Origin of the sequence: Pseudomonas sp. TH43 (assembly GCF_016650635.1) — a bacterium.
Taxonomy (GTDB): Bacteria; Pseudomonadota; Gammaproteobacteria; order Pseudomonadales; family Pseudomonadaceae; genus Aquipseudomonas.
The window spans coordinates 128,112-152,748 of sequence record NZ_JAEKFI010000005.1; the positions used below are offsets into that span (position 1 = coordinate 128,112).

The window sequence follows — 24,637 nt, forward strand, 5'->3', positions numbered from 1 at the left end:
ATGACTTGGGGGATGAGTCTGGCGCTGCGAACATCCAGCATCCTTGCTTCAGATCAGCAGCTTAGCGCCCGGCCCGGGATTCGCGAATATAGAAACGCGCTTTCTCGGCTTTACTGCTGCAGCCTTCAAAACCCTCGAATTGCTGCTGGGTCTTGGCCGCCGTCAACAACGACAGGGCTTTGGAGTAACTGACGGTGCCGGCAAAGCCTTCGGCCTTGGCCAGATCCAGCTCATGCCACGCGGCGTCGAGCTGAGTGCCACAGCTGTCACGATAAGCGGTTTTGCCAGCGCAACCAGCCAATGCCAGGGCCATCAACGGCACACAGATCCAGGCTTTCATCACTCACACCTCAAAATTAGGTTAACAGTCGTGCAGGTAAGACGGTCTGGCGGCGAAAAAGTGCCTCGTTCGCGCATGAAACTGCGCGGGCGAAAAGAACCGTGCTGATGGCGCAAGCGGTAGCGAAAAAACGACGTCACCGGCGTACTCAACGACGTTGGCGATTGAGCCTGTCCGTCGATGGGTGCATTGTGCAACCTTGTCGGGAGGAAGCTGGATGAAAAAGCGTGTCGCGCTGGTACTGGGCTCCGGTGGCGCCCGAGGCTATGCCCATATCGGGGTCATTGAAGAGATCGAACGTCGTGGTTACGACATCGCCTGCATTGCCGGTTGTTCGATGGGCGCGGTGGTCGGCGGGATCTATGCCGCGGGCAAACTCGATGAATACCGCCACTGGATCGAAAGTCTCGATTACCTCGACGTGTTGCGGCTGGTGGACGTGAGTTTTCGCCTGGGTGCCATTCGTGGCGAAAAGGTCTTCGGGCAGATTCGCAAGATCGTCGGCGAGATCAACATCGAAGACCTGCGCATCCCCTACACCGCGGTCGCCGCCGACCTCACCAATCAACAGGAAATCTGGTTTCAGGAAGGCTGCCTGCATCAGGCCATGCGTGCCTCGGCAGCCATTCCGAGTTTGTTCACCCCCGTGATGCAAGGTAACCGGATGCTGGTGGATGGCGGCATTCTCAATCCGCTGCCGATTGTGCCGGTGGTGTCCAGCCACTGCGATCTGATCATCGCGGTCAATCTCAACTCGACCAACCAGCGCCATTACAAACTGCCGGTGATCCAGCGTCCACCGGCGTTTCGCTCGCGCTTCGACAGCCTGATCAGTTCACTGGGTTCGAAGATGCCGTTCCGTCGCACCCAGGCCGAACAATTATTGCGTCTGGAAAAGGAAGCGTTGAGAGCGGAGGCAGCGGATATCAATCCGTGGCTTGAGGGCGCCGAGCCTGAAGCCCAGCAACCCGCCGCCGCGCCCGAGCGCGAAGGCGCGCCGAAATCCGCTACGGGCTCGTTCATTATCGATAACGTCGGGCCAGCGTCGTTGCTGGATTTGATCAACCAGAGTTTCGAGGTGATGCAGACCTCGCTGGCGCAGTACAAGATCGCCGGCTATCCGCCGGATATCCTGATCAACGTGCCGAAGCGGGTGTGCCGGTTTTTCGAGTTTTACAAGGCGCCGGAATTGATCGCGCTGGGGCGCGAGATTGCGCGGGATACGCTGGATCGGTATGAGAGTGAACAGAGCCGAGAGTCCTGAAATTCTTGGCTGATTGCACCGCCCTCATCGCTGGCAAGCCAGCTCCCACAGTGGTGGGTGTGATGCACATATTCCAGCTACACCCGAGAAACCTGTGGGAGCTGGCTTGCCAGCGATGAGGCCCGAAAAGACAACACAACATTCAAAGGTTGTTCTCGCTGATCAGTCGATAGCCGACCCCCGCTTCCGTCACGATAAACCGTGGCCGCGTCGGGTCATCCGCCAGCTTCTGACGCAAGTGCCCGACGACAATCCGCAAGTAATGACTGTCCTCGGTGTGCGTCGGCCCCCAGATGTCCTTGAGCAGTTGCTGTTGGGTGATCACCCGCCCCGGATGGCGCGCCAACTGCGCCAGCACCGCGTACTCCTTGCGGGTCAGCGCCACCTCGACGCCGTCGAGCAATACCCGCCGATAGGCCAGATCGACCGTCAACGGGCCGAAACTCAACGCCGCCTGCTGCGCCTCACCCGCTGGCGCCTGGCGCAACAACGCGCGCACCCGCGCAAGAAATTCCTGAATGCCGAACGGCTTGGTCACGTAGTCATTGGCGCCGCCATCCAGCGCTTCAACCTTCTGCCCTTCGCTGGCGCGCACCGACAGCACCAGCACTGGCGCCGTGGCCCATTCGCGAAACTCACGCAGCACCTGCTGGCCGTCCATGTCCGGCAGGCCGAGGTCGAGCACCAGCAAGTCGGGTTTGTTCAGCGCCGCCTGCGCCAGACCTTCGGCGCCGGTACCGGCCTCGAGCACTTTATAGCCCTGTGAAGCGAGGCTGATGCGCAGGAACTTGCGGATCTGCGGTTCGTCGTCGATGACCAAAATGGTCGCGGTCTGGCTCATGAATTCACATCAATACAAAAGATTGGCAAGAGAGTAGCGCAGTCGGATTCAGGCTTCATCGTCCATCCCCGGTTGCGTCTGCAATGGCAGGTGCAGGGTGATGCAGGTGCCGCGCCCGTCGATGCCCTCGGCGACACTGATCCGCCCGCCGTGCGCACCGACCATACCCTGACAAATCGCCAAACCGAGGCCTGTGCCCTGGCCACCACGATCACCGCGCGCGGCGGTGTAGAACATGTCGAAAATCTTCGCCCGCTCGTCTTCGGGAATGCCCGGACCTTCGTCGCTGACCGAGAAGAAAATCTCACTGTCGTCAGTCCCGGCGCGCAGTTGCAGGCGACCGTGAGCGGGTGAAAAACGCGCGGCGTTTTCCAGCACATTGACCAGCGCCTGTTCGATCAGCGCTGCATGAACGAACAGCAGCGGCAGCTCGGCCGGCACGTCGGTGCTGACCTGCAACGGCGCCAGCACCGCGCGCAGGCGATTGAGCGAACTGCCGACGATGTCGGCCGGCGAGACCCAATCACGCGCCAGTTTCAATGCACCGTGGCCGAGACGCGTCATGTCGAGCAGGTTCTGGATGTAGCGGTCGAGGCGTTCGGCTTCATCGCGGGTGCCTTCGAGCAGCTCGCGACGATCCTCCAGCGGGATCGCCTCGCCCAATGCAAGCAGGCTGTCGATGCTGCCGCGCATGGCGGTCAGCGGCGTGCGCAAATCGTGAGAGACCGAGGCCAGCAAGGCGCTGCGCAACTGTTCGGTTTCGCCGTGCAGACGCGCGGCCTCAAGATCATCCGCCAATTGCGCGCGCGCCAGGGCTTGCGCCAGTGGCTGGCTCAGCGCGGTGAGCAAGCGCCGACGCTGGCCGCTCAAGGTCTGGCCTTCTTTGGCGCAGACGCCAAGCAGCGCCAATGGCCCATCCTCGACCGACAACGGCCACCACCACCAACGCCCGAACGGCAAGGTTCCTGTGCCCATGCCGGCCGGTTGATCGTGTTGCCAGGCCCAGTCGGCGGCGGCGCGTTCGGACTCGCTAAACTCCAGCGGCCCGCCGGTCTCGACTTTCCAGCCGCCCTGCCCGTCGCGATTGAGCAAACACAGTTGCAAATCGCTCCAGCCATTGAGGTGCTGCGCGGCAGCACTGACCACGGCCTGACGGTCAGTCGCAGCCGTAAGCTTGCGCGACAAGTCGAGCAGCTCGGTGGTTTCTTCCTGGGTGTCGCGCAACGCCTGCAATTGCCGACGCTGACGCGCCGCGAGGTTACCGGTGAGCGCTGCCATCAACAGGAAAAACAGCAGCGTCAGCACGTCTTCTTCGCGCTGGATGCTGAAAGAAAAATTCGGTGGAATGAACAGAAAATCGTAAGTCAGAAACGACAGCGCCGCGCAGGCCAGCGCCGGGCCGAGGCTACTGCGCACCGCCACCAGCAACACCGCGGCGAGGAACACCAGCGAGATGTTCGGCAGCGGCAGCACACTCGACACCGCCCACGCCAGCGCACTGGCCAACACCGTGGCGACCAGCGCCAGCGCATAGTCGAACCACACCAGGGTCAGCGGGTTTCGCGGGCGCGGTTGATGGTGCTCATGATCGTTGTCGAGGACGTTGATCTCCAGGCCATGGGCCTGACGCAACAAACGCGCCGCCAAGCCGCCGCCGAACAGTCGACGGCGCAAACTCGGCCGGGACTGGCCAACCAACACCAGACTCGCGCGGCGTTCAGTCGCGTGTTGAATCAAGGTTTTCGCCACTTCACCGGCGCGCAGTAAAACCACTTCGCCGCCGAGGCGTTCGGCCAGTTGTTGCGCGCTTTGCAGGCGCAGGCGCGACTGCTCATCACGTACGCTGCCGTTGTCGACGTGCACCAGGCTCCACGGCAGATGCCGACGCTGGGCGACGCGGCTGGCGTGACGCACCAGGCGCTCGGCCTGCGCATCGCCATCGACACCCACCAGCAAACGCCCGCGTACAGCCGGGGCCGCTTGACCAAGTTGACGATAACCTTGGGCAAGGTCGTTATCGACCTGTGCCGCTGCGGTTTGCATCGCCAGTTCGCGCAGCGCGGTGAGGTTGGTCTGGGTAAAAAACGCGTCGATGGCCGCGCGGGCCTGCTCGGGCACGTAGACCTTGCCTTCACGCAGACGCTCGAGCAGTTCGCGCGGTGGCAAGTCGATCAGCAGCAGTTCGTAGGCTTCTTGCAGCACCCAGTCCGGCAGGGTTTCGCGCACTTGCACGCCGGTGATGCCGCGCACCTGATCGTTGAGACTTTCCAGATGCTGGACGTTAACCGTGGTGAACACGTCGATGCCGGCGGCGAGCAATTCCTGAATATCTTGCCAGCGTTTGGTGTGACGGCTGCCGGGGGCGTTGCTGTGGGCCAGTTCATCAACCAGCACCAGCTTGGGTTTGGCGGCGAGCAGCCCATCGAGGTCCATTTCTTCGAGCATCACGCCACGGTATTCCGAGCGCACCAAGGGTTGCTGCGGCAGACCGCCGAGCAGTGCTTCAGTCTCGGCGCGGCCATGGGTCTCGACGACCCCGGCAATGACTTTCACGCCTTGGCGCAATTGGGTATGGGCGGCCTGAAGCATGGCGTAGGTCTTGCCGACACCGGGGGCGGCACCGAGGAAAACCTTCAGCCGGCCACGGCCATCGCGGGGCAGGTCTGCTAACAGCGCGTCGGCGCGGCCGGAGTCGCTCATGCTTGATGCTCTCTCTTCCTGATAGTTATGCAGTGTTATTTCGGCCCTCTTCGCGAGCAGGCTCGCTCCCACATTTGGAACGCGTATTCCTGTGGGAGCGAGCCTGCTCGCGAATGGCCGCGCCGCCGATTCAGAGTTTTTCCAGGGCCATGTTCAGCTCAAGCACATTCACTACCGGCGGCCCCACCAGCGGCTGTTCGATGTGCGCATCAAGCAGTTGCTGCAAGGTCGTCACCGGCAAGTTTCGCGCTGCCGCAACTCGCGCCAGTTGATAGGCAATTGCCGCTGGAGGCAAGTGTGGATCGAGGCCGCTGCCGGAAGTGGTCAGCAACGCCAGCGGCACCGGGCCTTGCCCTGGAACCTGCAACTTGTTGGCATCGTCGATGACCCGCGTGGCGAGTGCCGGATTGCTCGGTGCCAGGTTACTTGCGCTGCTCGAAACCGTAGCAAACGCACCGGCGGATGGACGCGGATGGAACCACGCATCGCCGACAAAATCCTGGGCGATCAGCGACGAGCCACGAACCTTGCCGTCGGCATCGTGAACCAGACTGCCGTTGGCCTGATCGGGGAATGCGACTTGCGCAACGCCAGTGACTACCAGTGGGTAGGCAACGCCGGTGACCAGGGTCATCAGCACCAGCAGGCTCAGGGCCGGACGTATCATTGTGGACATATCATAATCCTCGAATTCGTTGGGCAAACTTTGGTGGGGTGTCAGGGGGATCTCTTCCCCCTCACCCCAGCCCTCTCCCCCAAGGGGGCGAGGGGGAAAGGGAGCCGATCGTTGTGCTTCTCAGGACCGGAGTTCAGCTCGGTATCTCAGGTCGATGCACCTCTGATAAACCACTCGGTCAATCCCCTCTCCCTACGGGCGGTCCGACGTTTCGGGAGGGTTAGGCTGAGGGGCACTTCCAGCCTCAAACCAGATGCAACGCCGTGAGCAACATATCAATCGCCTTGATCCCCACAAACGGCACCAGAATCCCGCCCAACCCATAGATCAACAAATTGCGCCGCAACAACGCCGCCGCACTCGCCGCCTGCACACGAACACCGCGCAATGCCAACGGAATCAACACGACAATGATCAACGCGTTAAAGACGATGGCCGACAGAATCGCGCTCTGCGGACTGGTCAGGTGCATGATGTTCAGCACGCCCAGTTGCGGATAGATCGAGGCGAACAGTGCCGGCAGAATCGCGAAGTATTTGGCCACGTCGTTAGCGATGGAAAAGGTTGTCAGCGCGCCACGAGTGACCAGCAATTCCTTGCCGATCTGCACCACGTCCAGCAGCTTGGTCGGATCGCTGTCGAGGTCGACCATGTTGGCCGCCTCGCGTGCCGCTTGCGTACCGTCGTTCATCGCCATGCCGACGTCAGCCTGAGCCAGCGCCGGGGCGTCGTTGGCGCCGTCGCCGCACATGGCGACCAGACGACCGTCGTTCTGCTCATGACGAATGCGCGCGAGTTTTTTCTCCGGGGTGGCCTCGGCGAGCACGTCATCGACGCCGGCTTCGGCAGCGATGGCGGCAGCGGTCAACGGGTTGTCGCCGGTGACCATCACGGTGCGAATCCCCAGTTTGCGCAACTCGGCAAAACGCTCGCGGATGCCAGGTTTGACCACGTCTTTCAGATGGATCGCACCGAGCAGCTTGCCGTCAGCGCAAACCAGCAACGGCGTGCCGCCGCTCTGGGCGATCTTGTCGATTTCCCGCGACAGCGCCGGGGCCAGATCCGAACGTTTCTGGCCGAGAAAACTCAGCAGCGAATCCACCGCACCTTTGCGGTACACGCGGCCCTGATAATCGACGCCAGACAAGCGGGTTTCCGCACTGAACGGCACGGCAGTCAGAGTGTCCAGCGCCGGCTCAGGCTGCGGATGCAGGCCACGCAGGTACTCGACGATGGACTTGCCTTCAGCCGTGTCATCGGCCAGCGACGCGAACAGTGCCCCTTCGGCCAATTCACGACCACTCACACCCGGTGCGGCGTACACCGCACTGCAACGACGGTTGCCGAACGTGATGGTGCCGGTCTTGTCGAGCAGCAGTACATGCACATCACCCGCTGCTTCCACCGCGCGACCGGACTTGGCGATCACGTTCAGGCGCACCAGGCGATCCATCCCGGCGATACCAATGGCCGACAGCAGACCACCGATGGTGGTCGGAATCAGCGTGACCAGCAGCGCCACCAGAAACACCAGCGGCAGGTTACCGTTGGCGAAATGGGCGAACGGTTGCAGGGTCACCACCACCAGCAAGAAGATCAGGGTCAGGCCGATCAGCAGAATATCCAGCGCGACTTCGTTTGGAGTTTTTTGGCGTTTGGCGCCTTCGACCAGGGCGATCATGCGATCCAGCGTCGACTCACCGGGATTGACGGTGATCTTTACCAGCAACCAGTCGGACACCAGTCGCGTGTTGCCGGTGACCGCCGAACGGTCGCCGCCAGACTCGCGGATCACTGGCGCCGATTCACCGGTAATCGCCGCTTCGTTGACCGCGGCGATGCCTTCGATGACTTCGCCGTCACCCGGAATCATCTCCCCCGCTTCGACGCGTACCACATCGCCCTTGCGCAGACTTGCTGCGGGCACCACCTGAAAGCTGCCATTGGCCTGTTTGCGCCGCGCACTCAAGCCTTCACTGCCGGCCTTGAGGCTGTCGGCGCGGGCCTTGCCGCGACCTTCGGCCAAGGCTTCGGCGAAGTTGGCGAACAGCACGGTAAACCACAGCCACAGAGCGATTTGCGCAGCGACGAACGTTGGCACATCGGCATCGGGAATGAAGCACAGCACGGTGGTGAAAATCGCCGTCAGTTCGACCACCAGCATCACTGGCGAACGTTTCAGTTGCCGAGGGTCGAGTTTGACGAAGGCTTGCACCAGCGCCGGCCGCCACAGGGCCGAGATCGCGGTTTTCGGTGCTTCTGCCGACTTGGCCGGCACCGCAGGTTTTGATGCAGGAACGTGCATATTCATGATGGATTCCTTAGAAGCCCATACTTAAATGTTCGGCAATCGGGCCGAGCGCCAGTGTCGGCAGGAAGGTCAGGCCGCCCACCAGCAAAATGGTCACGGTCAACAGGGTCACAAACAGCGGGCCGTGGGTCGGGAAGCTGTTCTGGCCGATCGGTGCGGTTTTCTTCATCGCCAGGCTGCCGGCCAAGGCCAGAACCGGAAGGATGTAGCCGAAACGACCGATCAACATGCCCAGGCCGAGCATCAGGTTGTGGAACGGCGTGTTCGCACTCAGTCCACCGAACGCTGAACCGTTATTGGCACTGGCCGAGGTGTAGGCGTACAGCAATTGGCTGAAACCGTGCGGGCCAGGGTTACTGATGGTGGCCGCCGGGCCTGGCAGGGTCGCGGCAATCGCGCCGAGCACCAGCACGCCGACCGGCATCACCAGCAGAGTCACGACCAGCAACTGCACTTCCCGCGCCTGTAGTTTTTTACCCAGGTACTCCGGTGTACGGCCGATCATCAAACCGGCGAGGAACACCGCGATCAGCACGTTGAGCAACATGCCGTAGAGCCCGGCACCGACGCCGCCGAAGATCACTTCGCCGACCATCATGTTGACCAGCGCGACCATGCCGCTAAGCGGGTTAAGGCTGTCGTGCATGCCGTTGACCGAACCGTTCGACGCCGCTGTGGTGGTCACCGACCAGAGCACGGTGGCGGTAGTGCCGAAGCGTGCTTCCTTACCTTCCAGCGGTGCGGTCTGTTCGACGGCGACGTTGTTCAGCGCAGGGTTCGGCTGGTATTCAGCCCACAGCGAGGTCGCGCCGCCGATCAGGAACAGCGCGAGCATGCAGGCGATGATCGCGCGGCTCTGACGCAGGTCTTTGACGTAATGGCCGAAGGTGAACACTAACGCCACCGGGATCAGAATGATCGACGACACTTCGAACAGGTTGCTCCACGCGGTCGGGTTCTCGAACGGATGCGCCGAGTTGACGCCGAAGAAGCCGCCACCGTTGGTGCCCAGTTGCTTGATCGCAATCTGGCTGGCGGCCGGGCCGAGTGGGATCACTTGATCAACACCCTGCATCGTCACCGCATTCACATACTGCGCGAAGGTTTGCGGCACGCCCTGCCAGACCAGATACAGCGCCAGCAACAGGCACAGCGGCAATAGGCCGTAGAGCGTAGCGCGGGTCATGTCGACCCAAAAGTTGCCAAGGGTTTTCGTCGATTTGCGACCGATACCACGGCACAGCGCAACCAGCACGGCCAGGCCAGTCGCGGCGCTGACGAAGTTCTGCACGGTGAGACCGACCATCTGGCTCAGATAGCTGAGGGTCGCTTCGCCGCTGTAGGACTGCCAGTTGGTGTTGGTCATGAAACTGACGGCGGTGTTGAACGCTTGCGTCCACTCCTGACCCGGCAGGTTCTGCGGGTTGAGCGGCAGGTGATCCTGGAACAACAAAATCGCAAACAGCAGCAGGAAACCGGCGAGGTTGAAGGCAAGCAGCGCCAGCGTGTATTTCTGCCAGCTCTGCTCAGCCTGCGGATCAACCCCGGCAATGCGATAACAGCCGCGCTCGACCGGACCGAGAATCGGCGTCAGCCAGGTGCGTTGACCTTCCATCACCTTGTAGTAGAAGCGCCCGAGGAACGGCGCCGGCAGCAAGACCACCGCAAAAAAAACGAGGATCAGCCAATAGTCATAACTGTGCATAGCCGCTCCTAGTTCCGATCCGCGCGCAACAGCGCAACCAACAGATAAATGAACAGCCCCACTGCCAAAAACAGTGACACCCCGTCCAGAACGCTCATGGAAGATCTCCGTGTTACGGCGTATTGCCGTGTGTGCAGGCATTGTCGGAAAGGAGGCTGTAAAGGAACGAGAGCGAGGGGCGCGGCGGGGCATAAAGAAAGCGTAAAGAGTGGGTTTATGCTGGCGTTACAGGTGGGTTTTGCGCTGTATGGGCGGGCCTGCTCGCGAAGACGGCATAACCGCCAACATCGCACCCAACTGGCGCACAAATAGCAGCTATCCCACGGCGAACATCCCCGATACGACAGCTTTCAACTCATTACGACTTGTTTCACAGCAATGGCACGCCCACTGCACACGCCCTCCCCCGAGCTTTCCAAACCGTTCAGGGAGCAACCGCATGAACACACAACTCAAACCCACACTGGGCACGCTGCACCTGTGGGGCATCGCCGTCGGGCTGGTGATTTCCGGGGAGTATTTCGGCTGGAGTTACGGCTGGGGCGTCGCCGGAACGCTGGGCTTTCTGGTGACCTCGTTCATGGTTGCGACCATGTACACCTGCTTCATTTTCAGCTTCACCGAACTGACCACGGCGATTCCCCACGCGGGCGGGCCGTTCGCTTACAGTCGCCGAGCGTTTGGTGAAAAGGGCGGGTTGATTGCCGGGCTGGCAACGTTGATCGAATTTGTCTTCGCCCCGCCAGCGATTGCATTGGCCATTGGCGCCTACCTCAATGTGCAGTTTCCGGCACTTGATCCGAAACACGCAGCAGTCGGCGCCTACATCTTGTTCATGGGTTTGAACATCCTCGGCGTCAAACTGGCGGCGACCTTCGAGTTGATCGTCTGCGTACTCGCCGTCGCCGAGTTGCTGGTGTTCATGGGCGTCGTCGCCCCGGCCTTCAGCTTCAGCAACTTCGCCCTCAATGGCTGGGCCGGTTCGGATGTGTTCGGTGCGCCAGCGATTGCCGGGATGTTCGCCGCGATCCCGTTCGCGATCTGGTTCTTTCTCGCCATCGAAGGCGCGGCCATGGCTGCCGAAGAAGCCAAGGACCCGAAGCGCACCATTCCCAAGGCCTACATCAGCGGCATTCTGACTCTGGTGCTGTTGGCCATGGGTGTGATGTTCTTTGCTGGCGGCGTCGGCGACTGGCGCACCCTGGCGAACATCAACGATCCCCTGCCGCAAGCGATGAAAACCGTGGTCGGCGACAATTCCGGCTGGCTGCACATGCTGGTGTGGATCGGCCTGTTCGGGCTGGTGGCGAGTTTCCACGGGATCATCCTTGGCTACTCGCGGCAGTTCTTCGCCCTCGCCCGCGCCGGTTACCTGCCCGCCTCGCTGGCGAAACTGTCGCGCTTCCAGACGCCGCACCGCGCGATCATCGTCGGCGGCATCATCGGCATCGCCGCGATCTACAGCGACGGCCTGATCAACCTCGGTGGCATGACCCTCACCGCCGCGATGATCACCATGGCGGTGTTCGGCGCGATTGTGATGTACATCATGAGCATGCTCAGTTTGTTCAAGCTGCGTAAGTCGGAACCGAATCTGGAGCGCACCTTTCGTGCGCCTTGCTATCCGCTCATTCCGCTAATTGCACTGGTGCTGGCGGTGGTGTGCCTGGTGGCAATGGCGTGGTTCAACGCGTTAATCGGGCTGATTTTCCTCGGGTTCATGGCTGTAGGCTTCGGCTACTTCCTTCTTACCGGCCAATTGCGCGCCAATGCACCGGCCGATGCGATGCTCACCGGCCTGTAGGATTGATCGCATACACCGGGCATAACGGGCCTAGAATGGAACCACTGCGAACTCATTTCGCTCAAAAGTTGTATGCAGCGGTTCACGGCGAAATCCTCGCCCACCGATCTGCCTTTAAGGAGAGCCGTTATGCCTTGGTATGCCTGGTTGATTCTGGTCGTTGCAATCGGCTCGATCGTTGGCGGGTTGATGATGTTGCGAGACACCGCCAACAAGGTCGAACTGACCGATGAAGAGCGCAAGCGCGTCGCGCAACGCAACGCGGAAATGGACGCGAAAGAAGCGCAAGATCGCTAATGAAAACCCCGCCAGATTGGCGGGGTTTGTTTTTTCAGACCCGATCGGACCTGCCTGAATGCTTTTTAGAAGTAGAAGTACAGTCACCATCTAATTTTCCTTGGTTAAGATGGGGGCATTGTTGCGGAGAGTTCCAAATGCGTTATTCGCAAGACCACAAAGCCCAGACCCATCAGCGCATCATCAAGGAAGCTTCGGCACGATTTCGCAAGGACGGCATCAGCGCGACCGGTCTGCAGCCGTTAATGAAGGCGCTGGGCTTGACCCACGGCGGTTTCTACTCGCACTTCAAATCCAAGGACGAGTTGGTCGAGAAGGCATTACAAGAAGCAGGCGATCAAGTTGATGGGCTCTGCGCGGAGATCTTTGCGCAGGAAAATCCGCTGCACGTGTTTATCGACACCTACCTGTCCGAATGGCATAAGACCTCCCCGCATGAAGGCTGCCCTCTCCTGACCATCTCCTCGGAACTGGGATTGCGCGGACAACCCAGCCCAACCAGTGACGCCGTACTCAACGCGCGACTGGAGCAGATCGACAACACCCTCGAAGCTGACAATGGTGCCGACCGGGCCATCGTCATCATGTCGACCCTGGTCGGCGCTCTGTTGCTGTCACGCAGTGTCGCGGATGCCGAGTTTGCGCAGCGCATTCTTGACGTCACCCGCGACCATCTCAAACAGTCGGAAGACTAATCCTGCCAACGCTTGAACAACACGCTGGCATTCACTCCGCCAAAACCGAAGCCGTTGGACAGTGCATATTCGATCGGCATCGCCCGTGCCTGGCCATGGACGATGTCCACACCTTCGCTGGCAGGGTCGGGGTTTTCGAAGTTGAGCGTTGGCGGGACGACCTGATCACGAATTGCCAATAACGTGAAGATCGCTTCAAGCCCACCGGCAGCGCCAAGCAAATGACCGGTGGCGGACTTGGTCGAGGTTACGGCGATTTTGTTTTCCTTGCCGAATACACTTTTGATCGCCGCCAGCTCGCCAAGATCACCGACCGGCGTGGAAGTGGCATGAGCATTAAGGTGCTGCACCTGGGCCGGCGTCACACCGGCCTGAGCCAGCGCCAACTCCATTGCTCGCCGAGCACCGCTGCCGTCTTCAGGCCCCGCTGTCAGATGATAGGCATCGGCCGTGGTGCCGTAACCGACCAGTTCCGCCAAGGGTTTCGCGCCACGCGCCAAGGCGTGCTCCAGAGACTCGATCACCAGCAGGCCCGCCCCCTCGCCCATGACAAAACCGTCACGACCGCTGTCGAACGGTCGCGAAGCACGCTGCGGAGTGTCGTTGTAGCCGCTGGACAGCGCCCGAGCTGCCGCGAAGCCGGCAAGGCTGACCCGATCAATCGAAGCTTCCGCCCCGCCGCATACAGCGATGTCGGCTTCACCGGCGCGAATCAATCGCGCAGCGTCTCCTATCGCTTGAACCCCGGCGGCACACGCCGTCACTGGCGCGCCCAGTGGACCTTTGAGGCCATGCTGGATCGACACGTGACCGGCCGCCAGATTGACCAGAAAGGAAGGAATGGTGAAGGGCGACAAACGACGCGGGCCGCGGCTGTCAGTCGTACGTACGGCATCGGCAATCGCGCCGAATCCACCCACACCCGAGCCGATAATCGTCGCGGTGCGCTCGCGGTTTTTTTCTTCGGACGGATGCCACCCAGCCTGCTCCAGCGCCTGTAGGGCGGCCTCCATGGCAAACAGAATGAAGCGATCCATCTTCTTCTGCTCTTTGGGTGGCGTGGCACGATCCGGATCGAAACCGGCCTCGGCGTCCTCCTCCACGGTTGGCACCCTGCCGCCAACACTCGTTGGCAAGTCAGCCACCACAGCTTCAGGCAAGTTGCGCAATCCCGAACGCCCTTCCAGCAGACGCTGCCAGACAATTTCGACACCACTGCCCAAGGGTGAAACTAGGCCCATCCCCGTGACGACTATTCGACGCTGATCCATACCGCGTGTACCTCTGACCGATTCAGGAAAACTTACTTGTAACGACTGGCTGCCGAACTACGGGACAGGTTCGGTGCCATAACGTGCCGTGCAGCAACAAAGGCATGCCACTCGCCCGCGTCCGGCAGAGATGGGATAGTAACGAGCTCACCTTGATCCAGACCGGCCAGCGCGGCATCAACCATCTCCCCGGCTTCCATCACCATTTCGGCCGGGATCCCGCTGGCGTCGATCCCGGATCGCTCCCAGATTTCCGTACGGGTAACACCAGGCAGCACCGCCTGCACCTTGACTCCGGTACCTTCGAGTTCGGCATTCAAGGATTGTGTGAGGCTCAAGACATAAGCTTTGCTGGCACTGTAGGTCGCATTGAAACGCTCAGGAAACAGCGCTACCACCGAGGCGATATTGATGATCGTGCCGCGACCTGCCTTGGCGAAAGTCGCCGCGGCTGCAGAGGCCAACAGCGTTACGGCAGTGACATTCAACTGGATCAAACGCTCCAGTTGTTCCGCGTCTGAATTGGCCAGCAATCCGTTCGCCGCCACACCGGCGTTGTTCACCAACAGGCTGATGCTCGAATCACTGCGTAAGTGCTGCTCCAGTTTGAGCACGTCATCCTTTTGCGTCAGATCCGCCTTCATCACTTCGACCTGAACGCCATGAGCCTCGCGCAACTGGCTCGCGGCGTTTTCCAGGCGCTCCAGATCACGGGCGACCAACAACAAATCGAACCCGCGCGCTGCCAACCGTTCAGCGTAAATCGCACCGATACCGGACGATGCACCCGTGACAAGAGCCGTACCTAGGGCTGCAACAGAATTCATGACCGTACTCCTGAAATGCTTGAGGGATCGCCTCTGAATCCTTTTGATGCAGAGCGCGTGGAAATTATTATAGGCATAATCCAAAGCCAATATGATAGCCGTAATTTTTTGCTATCCGACGAGCGTCCCCTTCGCCTTCCACGCAAAACTCGCGAACAGAAAAACAAAAAGGCCGGTCAATGACCGGCCCCTTGGCGTTGAACAATCAGCTTAGTTCACTTCCAGCTTCTCGCGATTACGATCCAGAATCGCCTTGCCGATCCCCTTCACTTCCAGCAACTCATCGACCGAGGAGAACGGCCCGTTTGTTTCACGATACGTAACAATTGCTTTGGCCTTGGCTTCGCCTACGCCGGACAATTCCTTTTGCAGCGTCGCCGAGTCGGCTTCGTTGAGATCGATTTTCGCAGTTTGGGAAGAAACTGCAGCGTCCATCACGATCGGTGCCTTAACTGGCTCCGACGTCGCGACGGGTGCTGCAATCGCGGCAATCGAGGCGCTAGTGAGGAAAGCAAAAATCAGAGAATGGAAGTAACAGGTACGCATAATGAAGCTCCATGATATTGATTTGAGAAAGCAGATTTTCCTAAGCTGCATCTCAAAACTAGACGACAATGCGAAACTGTCAAAATCTCATTCCTTACCAAATATGTAATAGTCTAAATTCTAAGGTCATTGGCGGGCACGCTGTACCCGCCGCCTCTTTGCACCAAGCGACAGCCCCCGTCCACCCGAGGCAATCGCGGCCGTACGAGCTACCGCAGTCGAACAGCACAGCGGTATAATTCGCTACTATATTTTTTCATTCCACTGTTCAAGGATATTTGTATGGGAATGCTGACTCGAGAAGAAATTGAAAAGATGGGTTTTTTGCACGTAGGCCAAAATCCGCGACTTTCTGATAAAGCCTCCTATTACAACTGCGGAAACATTTCCATTGGCGACAACGTACGCATCGATGACTTCTCCGTGATCTCAGCGGGTGAAGGAGGAATAAAAATTGGTAACTACATTCACATTGCTGTTTACAGTTTGCTTCAGGGTGCAGCAAAAATCACTTTGGAAGATTACAGTGGCCTGTCATCACGAGTGTCCGTTTATAGCAGTAGCGATGACTACAGCGGCGCAAGTATGACCAACCCCACCGTTCCTGAAGCATTCACCAATGTAAAAACCAAAGAAATAAACATCGGTCGCCACGTAATCATTGGCTGCGGCAGTATCGTTCTCCCAGGTGTCACTCTGGAAGAAGGCGTTGCCGTAGGTGCACTCAGCATGATCACCAAAAACTGTCATGCATTCGGAATATACTCAGGCAGTCCGGCGAAACGTATCTCCGAACGTAAAAGAGACTTGTTGGAGCTTGAGGAAAAATTTCTGGAAGGCGTGCATCTTTAGTCAGACCAACGTTCGGCGCTGAAGAAATCAGACACCACACCGAAGAACGTGCAGTGCCTGCTGGAAATACTCCAGCAGGCACTGAAAAATTAGTAATTTGACTATTAAAAAACGAGATTGTTCTATTCCGCAGCCCAATCTATTGCTCGCTGTATATCTTCTAAGGAAACAGTGTAATTTCTATGATACCGGTGAACTCCCCATTGATCGCCATTCGTCTCTCCCTGCACAAACATTATCTTAGCACCACCAGACTCAATGAAACTGGAATAACCTCTGAAATTGAAATCAGCGCAGTCGTTTATCAATGCAACAATCTTGGCATCGGAGTTACAGAATATCGCATTAGTTAACGCTGAACTGCTTGAACCGAGCACTATGGACGCGGAGCTAAACACGCTCACCTGTTCAGAAAAGCTCATCGTCTCTGGATAAATCGTCGTGAACCCTTGTTCGCGCAGGTAAGACTCTACTTCGCTCTCGTTAACAAGTTGGCGGCTACTAAATCCCCGCCGTGATAGAAATATACGCTTCGGGACTGCCGGTGCTTCTACCCCCTCAATTCCAAGCGCTCGCAGAATACGCTCCCTAAGAGACGAAAAAATATCCCTTGGCCAAACCGTGTCATAGGCATCACCTTCTCGAACATCAAGTGGAAAGTATGCTGGCACAGGGGCCACACCCAAATGTGCGAACTCTATTACTTCATTTGATTGCAATGTGATAACCGCACGCTTTTTGGAGTTAAGCAGATCAAGTGATTCCAGATGCGATTTTGGCATGTTCGCATTCACATAAATCGGTAAATGCTCAGGGCATACATCACTGTCATAGGCCAGCATCCTAGGGAGGTACTCTAGAAACCAGTGACCATAATTATTACTTTGCACTCCGAACATCATCAAGCCACTTTCAGCAACCGTTGGTTGCGTTTTTGGCAGTTGTACCAAAGCGTTGGAACCAGCTGTTGAAAGGACAAGTTTCAGCCCATCATGCGAATCGCCTACGACTGAACGCGAGAATTCACTATGAACTACGCCATCAAACAGCAACTGCCCTTGATCTACAATAATATTCGCCTTTGAAAATGCAACGCAGTTCTGCAAAAGGGAAAAATAGAACGCAGGCGCTTCGAGCCCTCCCGCTTGAGAAGTAAGTACTGGCGCCCTATTCAGGAATCTTAAAGAAGCTTCTTGCATGGCACGCTGAGGAATTAACTCAAAATAGTCCCATTTTTTTTGCTCGCAGCAGGACACCACAGGCTTGAACGGCATATTAAAAACTTCAAAATCATCGGTGATCAAACCGCTTTTCTTTACGAGTACACTACCCTGCTCAGTCTGTCCATTGCTGAAGCAAATCAGACCCAGACGGAAGATAGAATCATTGGCGATATCGAAACCAAACTCTGCGGCGAGCAAGTAGTTTTTGTAAGCAGCATCAATATCACCTAACCTTTCTGCAATAGAGCCTGCCTGGATCAACCCGTGTAGGAAATATTTTTCCCCATCCAGAACGCCCGGAATATCGGAAAGCCGCGAAAATACTTTTCTTGCGAATGACAATCGACCCGCCAAGCAGGCACATAGACCAAGTGTTTTCACGAAAAATACAAAAGGCATCCGAAGCCTAACCAAACGAAGTAGTTGCAGTGATCTTCTGATCTCGTTTTGCGAAGCTAGAAATACGGAACGATATGCTATTACAAAGTCATTCGAATCCTCAACTCCACTTGATAAGAAACTAAGCTCATTCGAAATAATCTTGGCAATAGGCGCAGGATCACGCCCCTCACCAATACCAGCGTGAATATAATGAAGTAACGGGTTCACTCCAGCTGCCTTGATATCAGGATATGAATCCAAATAAAAAGAGGTACTGAAAAATGGTGATGGATCAAATCCAAGCGCCACACCTTCAAGCAAATAATGCTCCAAGAGCGACGATTGTGGCTTCGGCAGACTGGCAATCTGCTGCTGGTAATACTTTTCATCGAACAAGGGATGAGGATTCAGATCCCCCCGCCTACTTTGAAGATAATCTTTTATCGGTTCCAAGCCCGCGTCCGTACGCGGGCTTTGACGCTGCCAATAGCTGACATCGAAATAGGGCTGAACCTGCGCTACCCTATTATTCAACTCTGCCTGGAGCAAATCATCATTGGCAACCAAACTAACTTTTTCACGCCGCTTCGAGAAAAAGCTAAAGAAACGCAGCCCGTGTCCTTTGATATTTTTCAAAATATTAGGTCTCAGTACGAATCGGCAAGACATTTTTTGATAAGCTCGATTCTAGGACGCATTTGAACCTCATAACTAAACTCTCTCAATATCGATTTCCTGCCGGCAACCCCCAACTCAAATAGCCCCTTGCGATCGTTCAGATACTCATTAATGAGCGAGCAAATCCTATCGGCATCCCGATTAATAACTACCATCTCGTCACTTTTAAATATCGGGCTTCCATCAAGATGTTGATTAAAACCTTTGAAGTCTGTCAAAAACACCGCTACGCCCCTCAGGCCTGCCTCGACTACAGCAGTAGTAGGAAACCCGTCGAACGATTCCGGTTGGGTTGGATCGAGTGCCGACGCTTGTATATTTGGTGACAAGATCAGATCCATCCGCCTATAAAAATCATCAAAAAATTCAGCCGGGCGCGCGCCGTAGTAGGTAATATTCTGCGCACCACCTATGTCGATAACAGAGGCATCAAATCCGCCGACTACGTGAAAGCGAATATTGGGACTGTTCGAAAATTTTTTGACCACCTCTACAAATACATCGTAACCCTTTTCGGCTCCCGTAGCAGAGTACCGCTGCGCTACAAAGCAAACATCCAAAGGTTTGTCCAGATCCCTGTGAATAGTAATCTCAGGATCCATCTTGAACACTTCTGGAATAATACCGCCATATATATGTTGAATTCGATCAGCATTACAAAATCCGCCTTCAATCAAGTAGCGGTAAGTTGCTAATTGAGTTGTAATAATTTTTGTAAGTTTTGGATTATCGCAAAGACGTCTCAGCTTTGAGTTGGAGTCTTCGTCATTCAGATTAAAGCCCCCTCCTGGATAAAGGGTGAACAATAAATGCTGGGCCGACGGCACACCAACCTTTGAGTAAAAATAATCAGCCAGATTTAAAAAAACACAATAGGCTACTTTGGGTTTACCAATAGCATCTGCATCATAATATCTCAGGCGATCAGTGGATATTTTGGTTTCCGCCGTCAGACTTTCCACCTGCTGATGAAACTGGAGACTTTCACCATATCGAGTCAAGTTCTCCGGCTTAACGTGTATACTGCATCCTTGAATTTCTTCCAAATAGCTTCGAAACTCTCCATAACGAAACGAAGAAATCTTGGAAGGGAATGTAGTGTCTAGTAACAGCAGGTCGCTTTGCAGGCAAACCGAACCGTTTACCAGTTTGGCCTCCTTCAATGCCAAGGATGCTTCATTAAAAAAATCACTCAATTCTGGCGGGACTGAATCCAATACCCCAGGTAAAGATAAGTATCTATCTGCTAAAGCTATTTTATCCGCCCGAAAAGCCAGCAACGCCAATAAGAGCTTTATAACTCCGGATTCTGGAAGGATATGAGATAGTTTTTCGCATAACAACTGAGCAGATAGCGAGTTATCTTTTTCAGCCCCTTGGTAGAGACTTAGAAAAACTTTTAGCGCTGTCATTTCCAAGAGATCGGAATAAATCTCCGTCAGCTCCCGGCTTGACTCTTTAGACAAAAACCAATTCAGAGTTGATGTTATTTGATCTACATTTGTATTGTAGAAATCAAGTGTGAGCTTCAACCCAATTGCACTTTTGTGCTCTGGATCCAGCGACAGAGCATTGTCAATTTTTTTTACGGCGCCATCACTGGTAATAGACAGTGGCATCCTACCTTCGTAATAGCCACTATCTATGAAATGTTGCAGCGGATCGACGCCCGCTAATCCAATATCCGGGTAACTTGAAAGATAGTAATCTTTATCAAAAAGTTCAATACAGGCCATTTGAAAAGAAGTCAACACGGGAGCATTTATTTCCTCCACAATTGACTCATTCTGAACGTGCTTATTCCGTATCGAAAAATGACCGATCAACTCAGTCAGGTACCTTTTCAAGTTTCCCACTTTAGTCACCCACGGGTATTCACTACCCTGCATAAACGCACTTTATTATAGTTGCTTAGCATTGCCCCATATAATTGGATCGATTTCCACTATCTAAACTACTATCGAGGCAGCGCTTTTTGCTCAGCTAGAAACCAAAATATGCCGCAGAGACGGACTCAGGATCTCCGTCCATACGGATTTTTCCGTGTTCTAACCAAATGGCACGATTACAAGTATTTAAAACCAACTCGCGCGAATGGGTAGCTACAACGAGAATCTTGGTCGAGTTAAGTATATCGGTCATTCGCTCTTGCGCTTTATGCTTGAAATTTTCATCTCCAACAGCAAGCCATTCATCCATCAAGAGTATTTCTGGTGAAATAATCGTCGAAACAGAAAACGCCAATCTCAGGTGCATACCTGATGAGTAGGTTCGAGTCGGCATATCGATGAAATCGCCCAGTTCTGAAAACTCCACGATCTCTTCAAAACGTTTTTCAATTTCAGACTTCTTTATCCCCAACAACGCAGCCCGATAGTAAATATTTTCTCTACCGGTTGCTTCGTGATCGATACCTAATGAAATGTCGATCAGGGATCCAACTTCACCGTGAATTTCCGCAACCCCTGAAGTAGGGACAAATACACCGGAAAGTAACCGAAGCAATGTACTCTTGCCGGCGCCGTTGTGGCCCAACAGGCCCACTCTTTCACCTTCTTTCAAAGAGAACGAGAGACCCTCAAGAGCACGGACCACCACATGCCCTCTATCATCAGCGGAAAGAGTACCACCCGTTGCGACCTGCATAAGCCGTTTTTTCAGTGAGCGGCCATTGGCATTATAAATAGGGAACTCGGCTGTAACATTCGTAAAATCAATAGAAGCCATTATAGATATCCGTTAGAGCCAATAAGGAATGCGGCGCATATAGCGATTAAAAACCATAACCGCGACCGCCCACCCAATAACTGCCATTACAGCAGCAAAAATCCAACTTTGCGAAGAAGGAACGTTACCGAGAAGCGGCCCGCGCGTAATCTCTAACAAATGATAAACTGGATTGAAACTGAGTAGATATGCCGCATGCCGTGCGGGGAGTAGTGACGGTGCCCACATGATAGGGGTAAGATAAAATATCACCTGAGTTGCGTTGACAATTATTTGAGTGATATCGCGAAACCGTGTGCTCAAAACCCCTAGCACCAAAGATATCCATAGCATATTAATGGCCAACAGCAAGAAACCTGGCACGACCAGCAGCATTGACAACGTTAACGATTTACCGACTATAAGAAACACAATAGGCACAATGACAATGTTATGTGCCAACACAATTGTATTTCGCCAAAAACAACGCAGCACATGCACAAACAAAGGAATATTAAGCTGCTTAATAATTGCCTCTGCAGAAGTAAATGCAACGCACCCTTCCGAAACGATAGAGGACATGAACCCCCATAGCACGATACCAATCGCCAAAAAGGGCAAGTATTCCTGCATGGGTGTATTAAAAATTTGCCCAAACACCAAGCCGATGGAAGCAATCATTACTCCCATGCTAACAGTCAGCCAGAATGCTCCCAATGAAGAGCGGCGGTATCTTTGTCTAACATCCTGCCACCCGAGCATACCGACAAGTTGAAAACGCTTTGTTGCAGAAGCGATATCAATCAAAGCGTTACTTATTAAACTATTAGTCATTATTCAAGCCATATCCAGTTGAAACTTCGACGAAGGGGAGGCACGCTCTCCTCGTCACTTATATCAAATAATGTCTCTAATCATCTTTTCGCCAATCTGACGAGTTCCGCTATAAAACTTAATACCTAATTCGTCACTCCAAATTTCGAGAAATGAATCGATCTCAAAACCCAAACAGGATCACATTTTAAACGAATGAGCAAGGCTTCGTCACCATTTTTATTAGAGTTTGAAACGACTGATCGTCCTATATGAAGTAGTAGGACTCTCCGACTGCAATTCCAACATGCATTCACCAGTCAAAAATGACTAAAAACATATGCAAGGACTTTCGCGGATGGCTAAATAAACACATTACCAACAGCAGAAATAAATCAGAAAAACAAGCCGGATCAAAACGGAGAACTATACATTGATTTATTTTATTTTTTTACATCCTTGCGATCAAAAACCTATTGCTCAAACGCCTTTTTCATACATGGAATATTGGCTTGACATCAACTGCCAAACCAATATTGCGGAAAGTACTATTTACCAAGTCGAGCGTATACTCGTTGCAGGACACGTAGAACGCGAGATTTTTGTTGACTTATTACCGCTACCACCTTTGGTCGCAGCACGTCGATTTCACCTAACTCTTTTTGAAACCATCTATCATCCAAAGCATATTGTTCCATCATGACTTTCGAGTGCTCGGGACTATTAAGAAGTTCGTTCAGCTTCAACATTCCAATCATTTGATAGGGTTTCCCTAACCATTGATTGTAGTTCATCAACAACAGAGCTTTCTCAATATCAAGATGTATATCAGACGGTATATCTTTATTTTTCAGCACATCTGAAAAGCCATCCTGAAGCTGCTTGGAAGTAACATCTGCAAAGAAATGTTCCGCAATCAGATAATGCTCATTTATTGTTCTGATCGAATTCGTGACAGTTTGGCTACTCGCGTTTTCACCAGGCATCACTCGAAAACAAATGAGATCTTTATCAAAAATATGGATAGGGTAATTTTTTACCAGACGTATCCACATATCCATGTCAGGCAGTTGGCGAAGCCGATTATTGTACGACCCTAACCGCTCAAAACACGAACGCCTGATAAGCATTGTAGGGTGGCAAATGCAGTTGCCTAAATCGAAAAAATGACGTAGCCAAGCTCCTTGGCTACGGTTTGGCTGATCAAAAACTCCTCCCCAAGGAATCGTATTCTTATCAATACCTTTCCCTTCCTTGTCGACAAATTTTGCTTTTCCAAAGCAGGCACCAATCTCCGGATTTTCCCGCATGAATTGAACCTGGAATGAAAGCTTATCCTGACCGATCCAATAATCATCTGAGTTGATTAACGCGACAAACTCACCAGAGGCCTTGGAAATCAAATCATTGGTGACGACACAGGCACCCTTGTTAACTTCCGATGGAAAAAACCTGATTCTTTCATCGTGGAAATTCGCAACCACATCTCTAGTCGAATCAGACGAACCATCATCAGCTATCAAAAACTCGAAATCAACGCCAGTCTGGGCGAGAACACTTTTTATTGTCTCGGTAACAAATCCAGCATGATTATAGGTAGCCATTACTACAGAAACGGTAGGCTTTTTCATCTTGATCGGCTCCGATTCAAAACTCGTGAAAGCAAGTCCTTCACTGCAACGGGAACTATTAATTTCAGCATCATCAAAATGATCGGAGGCGTATAACGAACGAAGGCAGGAACTGCACGCAAAACGGGTTGGCTCACGGCTTCAGTAGCATGTCCAATTTGAGACACCTTGATTACATGTCGAAGATGACTGCCCAGTTTTTCGAAATCGTCATGAAAAACAAATTCGGTTAACTCATCGTAAGCAGGCAATAAATCGAGTTGTGCTTTCAGCTTTTCGATATGCGGGGTTTGTGTCCAAACGCCTCCGCCATGCAGACGGTACACCGACATTGGTTCTTCAAGGAAACCGATAAGAGTGCTTTTCGCGATCACAATATTGGTGATCCAGTCATAGGACTTAATATCAAATAATTTTTCGGGAATACGAGTCAATGCAGTTCGTCGATACATACATGTAGAAAAATTCCCGACGATATTATCAGCTATTAACTCCCGAGCGCTGATCAATCTGTAGCCCTGGGATGCGGCTACACGCGCACTTATCTGAGCACTGTCCTCAACATAAACAAAATAATTGACAGAGCAAAGGTCAGACTCCCAATGATCTCTCAAGAATTCCGCCTGACGCTCGAGTTTTAGAGGGCTGGTCCAGTAGTCATCTCCCTCCAAGACCGCCACGTATTCTCCAGTACATGCAGCAAAGCCACGCTTGTAGTTCTTGGTTATTCCCAGATTTTCACTGTAATCAAGATATTTAAAAGCAAAGCGGGCATCCTTCCCTTCGTACTCTCTGATTATAGTGAGCGTATCATCAGTTGATTTGTCATCAGCAACAACCAGCTCAATTGTGCCATCAAAGCGCTGTTCGATTAGGGCATCCAAAGCCTGCCGAATATGCTTTTGATGGTTAAATGAAACCAAGAGAACTGATATATTGCGCGTTTTGTCCGACACGTTGCGTCACTTCCCTACTTAAACTCATAACATGGCTGAATCCGTTCATACAGATATTGGAGCGCAAGGCCTCCTAAATGCATGACAGCAAATTCTGGTTTAAGAGAGACGTTAGGCCTA

Annotated in this window: 21 protein-coding genes; 5 read left to right on the forward strand and 16 right to left on the reverse strand. The window is 54.2% G+C overall.

What is annotated here, in order from left to right:
* Window positions 1-61: 61 nt before the first annotated feature.
* The gene (locus tag JFT81_RS28150; RefSeq protein WP_201230890.1) at window positions 62-340 is read right to left on the reverse strand and encodes a hypothetical protein; all 279 of its coding nucleotides are present in this window, start codon (window positions 338-340) and stop codon (window positions 62-64) included.
* A gap of 217 nt (window positions 341-557) precedes the next feature.
* Between JFT81_RS28150 and JFT81_RS28155 the strand changes: the two genes are divergently transcribed.
* Window positions 558-1,604, forward strand: a complete 1,047-nt coding sequence (locus tag JFT81_RS28155) for a patatin-like phospholipase family protein (protein WP_201230892.1) — start codon at window positions 558-560, stop codon at window positions 1,602-1,604.
* A gap of 142 nt (window positions 1,605-1,746) precedes the next feature.
* Here JFT81_RS28155 and JFT81_RS28160 read toward each other — a convergent pair whose 3' ends face one another.
* The 6 genes from JFT81_RS28160 to kdpF form a co-directional block, all read right to left on the reverse strand.
* Window positions 1,747-2,445, reverse strand: a complete 699-nt coding sequence (locus JFT81_RS28160; protein ID WP_201230894.1) for a response regulator — start codon at window positions 2,443-2,445, stop codon at window positions 1,747-1,749.
* A 48-nt stretch (window positions 2,446-2,493) separates the two neighbouring features.
* A complete protein-coding gene (locus JFT81_RS28165) occupies window positions 2,494-5,145 on the reverse strand; it encodes a sensor histidine kinase KdpD (RefSeq protein ID WP_201230895.1) in 2,652 nt (883 codons plus the stop codon).
* 130 nt (window positions 5,146-5,275) lie between these two features.
* Window positions 5,276-5,821: a potassium-transporting ATPase subunit KdpC gene (gene kdpC, locus JFT81_RS28170; RefSeq protein WP_201230897.1), complete on the reverse strand. Its 546-nt coding sequence runs from the start codon at window positions 5,819-5,821 to the stop codon at window positions 5,276-5,278.
* 244 nt (window positions 5,822-6,065) lie between these two features.
* On the reverse strand, window positions 6,066-8,132 hold the full coding sequence (gene kdpB, locus JFT81_RS28175; RefSeq protein WP_201230899.1) for a potassium-transporting ATPase subunit KdpB: 2,067 nt from the start codon (window positions 8,130-8,132) through the stop codon (window positions 6,066-6,068).
* 10 nt (window positions 8,133-8,142) lie between these two features.
* On the reverse strand, window positions 8,143-9,837 hold the full coding sequence (kdpA, locus tag JFT81_RS28180; RefSeq protein ID WP_201230900.1) for a potassium-transporting ATPase subunit KdpA: 1,695 nt from the start codon (window positions 9,835-9,837) through the stop codon (window positions 8,143-8,145).
* An 8-nt stretch (window positions 9,838-9,845) separates the two neighbouring features.
* Window positions 9,846-9,935 carry a K(+)-transporting ATPase subunit F gene (gene kdpF / locus JFT81_RS28185; RefSeq protein WP_201148640.1) on the reverse strand — a complete coding sequence of 30 codons (90 nt, stop codon included), beginning with the start codon at window positions 9,933-9,935 and terminating at the stop codon, window positions 9,846-9,848.
* Window positions 9,936-10,276: 341 nt separating this feature from the next.
* Between kdpF and eat the strand changes: the two genes are divergently transcribed.
* From eat to JFT81_RS28200, 3 genes are all read left to right on the forward strand, one after another.
* Entirely contained in the window at window positions 10,277-11,641 is a 1,365-nt protein-coding gene (gene eat, locus JFT81_RS28190) for an ethanolamine permease (protein ID WP_201230901.1), read from the forward strand.
* Between the two features lie 129 nt (window positions 11,642-11,770).
* A complete protein-coding gene (locus tag JFT81_RS28195; protein ID WP_103305695.1) occupies window positions 11,771-11,938 on the forward strand; it encodes a DUF2897 family protein in 168 nt (55 codons plus the stop codon).
* A gap of 137 nt (window positions 11,939-12,075) precedes the next feature.
* Window positions 12,076-12,633 carry a TetR/AcrR family transcriptional regulator gene (locus tag JFT81_RS28200; protein WP_201230902.1) on the forward strand — a complete coding sequence of 186 codons (558 nt, stop codon included), beginning with the start codon at window positions 12,076-12,078 and terminating at the stop codon, window positions 12,631-12,633.
* Here the strand turns inward: JFT81_RS28200 and fabF are convergent.
* The 3 genes from fabF to JFT81_RS28215 form a co-directional block, all read right to left on the reverse strand.
* Entirely contained in the window at window positions 12,630-13,904 is a 1,275-nt protein-coding gene (gene fabF, locus JFT81_RS28205) for a beta-ketoacyl-ACP synthase II (RefSeq protein ID WP_201230908.1), read from the reverse strand. The two genes, JFT81_RS28200 and fabF, sit on opposite strands and share 4 nt — an antisense overlap.
* A gap of 32 nt (window positions 13,905-13,936) precedes the next feature.
* Window positions 13,937-14,731, reverse strand: coding sequence for an SDR family oxidoreductase (locus JFT81_RS28210; protein WP_201230910.1), 795 nt, complete (start codon window positions 14,729-14,731; stop codon window positions 13,937-13,939).
* A gap of 210 nt (window positions 14,732-14,941) precedes the next feature.
* Window positions 14,942-15,277 (reverse strand): ComEA family DNA-binding protein, encoded by a 336-nt coding sequence (locus tag JFT81_RS28215; RefSeq protein ID WP_201230911.1) that lies wholly within the window; start codon window positions 15,275-15,277, stop codon window positions 14,942-14,944.
* Window positions 15,278-15,559: 282 nt separating this feature from the next.
* Here JFT81_RS28215 and JFT81_RS28220 point away from each other — a divergent pair, with 282 nt between their 5' ends.
* Window positions 15,560-16,129, forward strand: a complete 570-nt coding sequence (locus JFT81_RS28220) for an acyltransferase (protein WP_201230912.1) — start codon at window positions 15,560-15,562, stop codon at window positions 16,127-16,129.
* A gap of 122 nt (window positions 16,130-16,251) precedes the next feature.
* Here JFT81_RS28220 and JFT81_RS28225 read toward each other — a convergent pair whose 3' ends face one another.
* The 6 genes from JFT81_RS28225 to JFT81_RS28250 all read right to left on the reverse strand — a co-directional run bounded on the left by JFT81_RS28225 (window position 16,252) and on the right by JFT81_RS28250 (window position 24,517).
* On the reverse strand, window positions 16,252-18,369 hold the full coding sequence (locus JFT81_RS28225) for a glycosyltransferase 61 family protein (protein WP_201230913.1): 2,118 nt from the start codon (window positions 18,367-18,369) through the stop codon (window positions 16,252-16,254).
* Between the two features lie 11 nt (window positions 18,370-18,380).
* On the reverse strand, window positions 18,381-20,165 hold the full coding sequence (locus JFT81_RS28230) for a glycosyltransferase family 4 protein (protein WP_201230914.1): 1,785 nt from the start codon (window positions 20,163-20,165) through the stop codon (window positions 18,381-18,383).
* 229 nt (window positions 20,166-20,394) lie between these two features.
* Window positions 20,395-21,138, reverse strand: a complete 744-nt coding sequence (locus tag JFT81_RS28235) for an ABC transporter ATP-binding protein (RefSeq protein ID WP_201230915.1) — start codon at window positions 21,136-21,138, stop codon at window positions 20,395-20,397.
* A gap of 12 nt (window positions 21,139-21,150) precedes the next feature.
* Complete coding sequence (locus JFT81_RS28240; protein WP_201230921.1) at window positions 21,151-21,951, reverse strand: ABC transporter permease; 801 nt, start codon at window positions 21,949-21,951, stop codon at window positions 21,151-21,153.
* A 527-nt stretch (window positions 21,952-22,478) separates the two neighbouring features.
* Entirely contained in the window at window positions 22,479-23,561 is a 1,083-nt protein-coding gene (locus JFT81_RS28245; protein ID WP_201230922.1) for a glycosyltransferase, read from the reverse strand.
* The gene (locus tag JFT81_RS28250) at window positions 23,558-24,517 is read right to left on the reverse strand and encodes a glycosyltransferase (RefSeq protein WP_201230923.1); all 960 of its coding nucleotides are present in this window, start codon (window positions 24,515-24,517) and stop codon (window positions 23,558-23,560) included. The genes JFT81_RS28245 and JFT81_RS28250 overlap by 4 nt, the downstream gene beginning before the upstream one ends.
* Window positions 24,518-24,637: the final 120 nt, after the last annotated feature.

What these genes read in the sequence shown, in the direction of transcription:
- kdpC (WP_201230897.1), bottom strand. Translation starts at nt 5,821, where the DNA reads ATGTCCACAATGATACGTCCGGCCCTGAGCCTGCTGGTGCTGATGACC.
- JFT81_RS28245 (WP_201230922.1), bottom strand. Translation starts at nt 23,561, where the DNA reads ATGAAAAAGCCTACCGTTTCTGTAGTAATGGCTACCTATAATCATGCT.
- kdpB (WP_201230899.1), bottom strand. Translation starts at nt 8,132, where the DNA reads ATGAATATGCACGTTCCTGCATCAAAACCTGCGGTGCCGGCCAAGTCG.
- JFT81_RS28210 (WP_201230910.1), bottom strand. Translation starts at nt 14,731, where the DNA reads ATGAATTCTGTTGCAGCCCTAGGTACGGCTCTTGTCACGGGTGCATCG.
- JFT81_RS28235 (WP_201230915.1), bottom strand. Translation starts at nt 21,138, where the DNA reads ATGGCTTCTATTGATTTTACGAATGTTACAGCCGAGTTCCCTATTTAT.
- JFT81_RS28220 (WP_201230912.1), top strand. Translation starts at nt 15,560, where the DNA reads ATGGGAATGCTGACTCGAGAAGAAATTGAAAAGATGGGTTTTTTGCAC.
- JFT81_RS28150 (WP_201230890.1), bottom strand. Translation starts at nt 340, where the DNA reads ATGAAAGCCTGGATCTGTGTGCCGTTGATGGCCCTGGCATTGGCTGGT.
- JFT81_RS28215 (WP_201230911.1), bottom strand. Translation starts at nt 15,277, where the DNA reads ATGCGTACCTGTTACTTCCATTCTCTGATTTTTGCTTTCCTCACTAGC.
- JFT81_RS28165 (WP_201230895.1), bottom strand. Translation starts at nt 5,145, where the DNA reads ATGAGCGACTCCGGCCGCGCCGACGCGCTGTTAGCAGACCTGCCCCGC.
- JFT81_RS28200 (WP_201230902.1), top strand. Translation starts at nt 12,076, where the DNA reads ATGCGTTATTCGCAAGACCACAAAGCCCAGACCCATCAGCGCATCATC.
- kdpF (WP_201148640.1), bottom strand. Translation starts at nt 9,935, where the DNA reads ATGAGCGTTCTGGACGGGGTGTCACTGTTTTTGGCAGTGGGGCTGTTC.
- fabF (WP_201230908.1), bottom strand. Translation starts at nt 13,904, where the DNA reads ATGGATCAGCGTCGAATAGTCGTCACGGGGATGGGCCTAGTTTCACCC.
- JFT81_RS28160 (WP_201230894.1), bottom strand. Translation starts at nt 2,445, where the DNA reads ATGAGCCAGACCGCGACCATTTTGGTCATCGACGACGAACCGCAGATC.
- JFT81_RS28240 (WP_201230921.1), bottom strand. Translation starts at nt 21,951, where the DNA reads ATGACTAATAGTTTAATAAGTAACGCTTTGATTGATATCGCTTCTGCA.
- eat (WP_201230901.1), top strand. Translation starts at nt 10,277, where the DNA reads ATGAACACACAACTCAAACCCACACTGGGCACGCTGCACCTGTGGGGC.
- kdpA (WP_201230900.1), bottom strand. Translation starts at nt 9,837, where the DNA reads ATGCACAGTTATGACTATTGGCTGATCCTCGTTTTTTTTGCGGTGGTC.
- JFT81_RS28155 (WP_201230892.1), top strand. Translation starts at nt 558, where the DNA reads ATGAAAAAGCGTGTCGCGCTGGTACTGGGCTCCGGTGGCGCCCGAGGC.
- JFT81_RS28195 (WP_103305695.1), top strand. Translation starts at nt 11,771, where the DNA reads ATGCCTTGGTATGCCTGGTTGATTCTGGTCGTTGCAATCGGCTCGATC.